This window comes from Mesorhizobium sp. M7A.F.Ca.CA.001.10.2.1, assembly GCF_003998575.1.
Lineage (GTDB): Bacteria > Pseudomonadota > Alphaproteobacteria > Rhizobiales > Rhizobiaceae > Mesorhizobium.
The window spans coordinates 1-3,360 of record NZ_RZQY01000660.1 but is presented as its reverse complement, the minus strand read 5'-3'; the positions used below and the strand labels follow the sequence as shown (position 1 = coordinate 3,360).

The window sequence follows — 3,360 nt, the reverse complement described above, 5'->3', positions numbered from 1 at the left end:
CGCCACAGCTGCTCGATGGCGGCTTCGTCGGAGAGTCCGTCTTCATGGTCTTGGGCTTCGTCCTGCTCGGCCTGTCGTTCGGCCAGTCTTCAGGAGCACTCGCCTCGAACTTTTCAAAGACCTACCGCTATACAGGGGCGGCGCTGACCTCGGATCTCGCCTGGCTGTTCGGGGCGGGCTTCGCCCCCATAGTCGCCCTGTTCCTGTCCGCCCATTTCGGGCTGATCTCATCAGGCGCCTATCTGTTGTCGGGAGCGCTATGCACGTTGCTTGCGCTGAGACTCAACCAGCGCCTGGATCGGACGCCCGCTTGAGTGACCTGCTTGGCCAGGGCTGGGGACCTCCCGGCCCAATGACGTTGCACGACAAGACCAACAAACAGAATTTTCTGCTTCTGATTCAACTGCGCTGGATCGCGGTCGGTGGTCAGATCGTGACGATCCTGTTCGTCCGCTACGTGCTCGGCATTGGATTGCCGCTGGTCCCGATGGCGGTGGTGATCCTGCTGCTGATCGCTCTCAATGTCGCCAGCCTGCGCCGGCACAGCAGCCAGGACGCGATCACCAACACCGAGCTGTTTCTTGGACTGCTGCTCGACGTCACCGCGTTGACGGTCCAGCTTTACCTGAGCGGCGGCGCGTCCAATCCCTTCATTTCGCTTTACCTGCTCCAGGTCATCCTGGGCGCGGTGCTGCTGGAGACATGGTCGGTTTGGGCGCTTGTCTTCATTGCAAGCACGTGCTTCATCGCGCTGACTACTTTTTACCGTGAGATCAGCCTGCCCGCCGCACACGGGGCCGGGCTGTTCAGCCTGCACATCCAGGGCATGTTCATCTGTTTCGTCCTGGCGGCAACGCTTCTGGTGCTGTTCATCACCAGGGTCCAGAACAACATTCGCACCCGCGACGCCCATCTTGCGGATTTGCGCCAGCAGTCGGCGGAGGAGGCTCACATCGTCAGGATGGGCCTGCTCGCCTCCGGTGCCGCGCATGAGCTCGGCACGCCGCTGGCCACGCTTTCCGTCATCCTCAATGACTGGCAGCGCATGCCGGCTCTCGAGGCAGATCCGGATCTGGCGCAGGAAATCCGGGAGATGCAGGGCCAGTTGGACCGTTGCAAGAAGATCGTTTCGGGAATCCTGATGTCGTCGGGCGAATTGCGCGGCGAAGGCACGGTTCGCACCTCCGTCGACGCCTTCCTGGCGGAGCTGGTGGCCGAATGGAAGTCGACACGGCTGCCGCAAGGCTTCGAATACACCAGGCGTTTCGGCGCCAACCAGGAGATCGTCTCCGATCCCGCGCTCAAACAGGTGATGTTCAATGTACTGGACAACGCACTTGAAGCGTCGCCTCTATGGGTGGGGTTGACCGTCAGCCGCCAGGCGGACGATCTCATCATCGAAGTTGTCGACGTGGGACCGGGATTTGAAGAAGCCATGCTTGCTGAATTCGGCAAGCCCTATACGTCGACCAAGAACCGGCCAGGTAGCGGGCTCGGCCTGTTTCTGGTCGTCAATGTCATCCGCAAGCTGGGGGGTACCGTCACCGTAAGAAATAGAACCGAGGGGGGAGCTTCGGTTACGTTGCATCTGCCACTGGCTGCTCTGTCTCCACGAGGGCACAATGCCGACTAAACGCACGCTGTTGATCGTCGAGGACGATATCGCCTTTGCCAACGCACTGCGCCGGTCTTTCGAACGGCGTGATTACGAAACGCATAGCTGCCGGAGCGTCGACGGCGTGCATGCGCTGATCGGCACCGTTGCCTTCCAATATGCCGTCGTCGATCTCAAGCTCGCCAGCGGCTCGGGCCTGGAATGCGTCAGGGCGCTGCACGAGCACGATCCTGAAATGCGGATCGTCGTGTTGACCGGCTTTGCAAGCATCGCCACCGCTGTCGAGGCGATCAAGCTCGGCGCCTGCCAGTATCTCGCCAAACCCGCCAACACCGACGACATTGAAGCCGCTTTCGGCCAGGTCGAGGGCAATGCTTCGGTGCCGCTCGCCGAGCGACCAACCTCGATAAAGAACCTCGAATGGGAGCGCATCCACGAAATGCTGGTGGAGGCCGACTTCAACATTTCCGAGACAGCACGACGGTTGGGCATGCACCGCCGGACGCTGGCGAGGAAGCTGGAGAAGAGGCGTGTGAAGTAGGCACGATCTACCGGGCATCGCACATCGTGCCGATACCAATGATAAAATTGATGCCGGCAACAATCGTTACATTCGAACGATGTCCTCCGAAGGGAAAAAATTGGCAGGGCAGGGATTAAAATCCCCACATGCTCCGTAAACAGGACATGAAACCGTCAATGCCACGTTTTGACATCATAGGACAGCTCGGTTCGCTGCGCCGCTATGCGCGCTCGCTGACGCGCGACAGCACCGACGCCGAGGATCTTGTCCATGACGCGCTGGTGCGCGCTTATGAGCGGCGCAGCACGTTCCGCTCCGGCGGAAACCTGCGCGCGTGGCTGCTGTCGATCGTCCACAACACCTTCATCGACAAGATGCGGTCCCGCAAGTCCGAAGCGTCGCGCGTCGAACAGGCTGGATACCTGGCCGACGGCAGCACGCCGGCACCACAGGAACATTCGGTGCGCCTGGCGCAGGTGCGCGAGGCTTTTTTCAGCCTGCCGGAAGAACAGCGTTCAGCGCTGCACCTCGTCGCCATCGAAGGCCTCTCCTATCAACAGGCCGCCGATGCCAGCGGCGTGCCGCTCGGCACGCTGATGTCCCGCATCGGCAGGGCGCGCGCCGCACTGCGCGAGATGGAGGAGCCGGCGAAGGCAAAAAACCACCTCAGGATCGTTGGAGGCCCGTCATGACCGCAACTGTCGATCCCGTGACCGATATCGACCTCGACGCCTATGTCGACGACCAGGTCGACGTCACCCGCCGCATCGAGGTCGAAGCATTCTTGTCCGCTCGCCCGGAGGCGGCGGCGCGTGTGATGTCGGATCTCAGGACCCGCGATGAACTGCGCGTGGCGCTTGCCGGCTCCAAGGGCATGGCGCGCCCTGCGACCGCCGATGCCGCGCGGCGGCTGGAGAGGGGGCTTGCCCGCGGCCGGCTCTTCGGCGTGTTGCAGCGCGCGGCGGCGGTAGCCGGCTTCGTCGCCGCCGGCTGGCTGGCAAACGGCATCATCGGGCCGATGTCGGTGACCAAGGTCGTCGCCTCGCCGCAGCCGCCCGCCTATGTCGATGAGGCGGTGCAGGCCCACAGGACGACGCTGGTGCGCGAGAGCATGCCATCGCAGGCGGAAACGCCCAATTACAACGCCGGCGAAATCCGCGCCGCCACTGCCATCGTCATGCCGTCGCTGCCGACGGATTGGAGGGTGCGCGACGTGCAGATC

At 62.6% G+C, this 3,360-nt stretch carries 4 protein-coding genes and 1 pseudogene; all 5 read left to right on the top strand.

The window, feature by feature from the left end; genetic code table 11:
- Positions 1 to 314, top strand: a pseudogene (locus tag EN964_RS29410) (MHS family MFS transporter); the annotation flags it as partial.
- A gap of 38 nt (positions 315 to 352) precedes the next feature.
- Positions 353 to 1,633, top strand: coding sequence for an ATP-binding protein (locus tag EN964_RS29405; protein ID WP_164748993.1), 1,281 nt, complete (start codon positions 353 to 355; stop codon positions 1,631 to 1,633).
- Positions 1,623 to 2,156, top strand: a complete 534-nt coding sequence (locus EN964_RS29400) for a response regulator transcription factor (RefSeq protein ID WP_023812014.1) — start codon at positions 1,623 to 1,625, stop codon at positions 2,154 to 2,156. Before EN964_RS29405 ends, EN964_RS29400 begins: the two co-directional genes overlap by 11 nt.
- A gap of 158 nt (positions 2,157 to 2,314) precedes the next feature.
- On the top strand, positions 2,315 to 2,830 hold the full coding sequence (locus EN964_RS29395) for a sigma-70 family RNA polymerase sigma factor (RefSeq protein ID WP_236383399.1): 516 nt from the start codon (positions 2,315 to 2,317) through the stop codon (positions 2,828 to 2,830).
- Positions 2,827 to 3,360, top strand: a 534-nt coding sequence (locus EN964_RS29390; RefSeq protein WP_164776069.1) for an anti-sigma factor, incomplete at its 3' end; no start/stop codon positions are given. The genes EN964_RS29395 and EN964_RS29390, both read left to right, overlap by 4 nt.

Bases quoted from the DNA above. Each gene is read 5' to 3' on its own strand.
- EN964_RS29405 (WP_164748993.1), top strand. From the start codon at position 353: ATGACGTTGCACGACAAGACCAACAAACAGAATTTTCTGCTTCTGATT.
- EN964_RS29395 (WP_236383399.1), top strand. From the start codon at position 2,315: ATGCCACGTTTTGACATCATAGGACAGCTCGGTTCGCTGCGCCGCTAT.
- EN964_RS29400 (WP_023812014.1), top strand. From the start codon at position 1,623: ATGCCGACTAAACGCACGCTGTTGATCGTCGAGGACGATATCGCCTTT.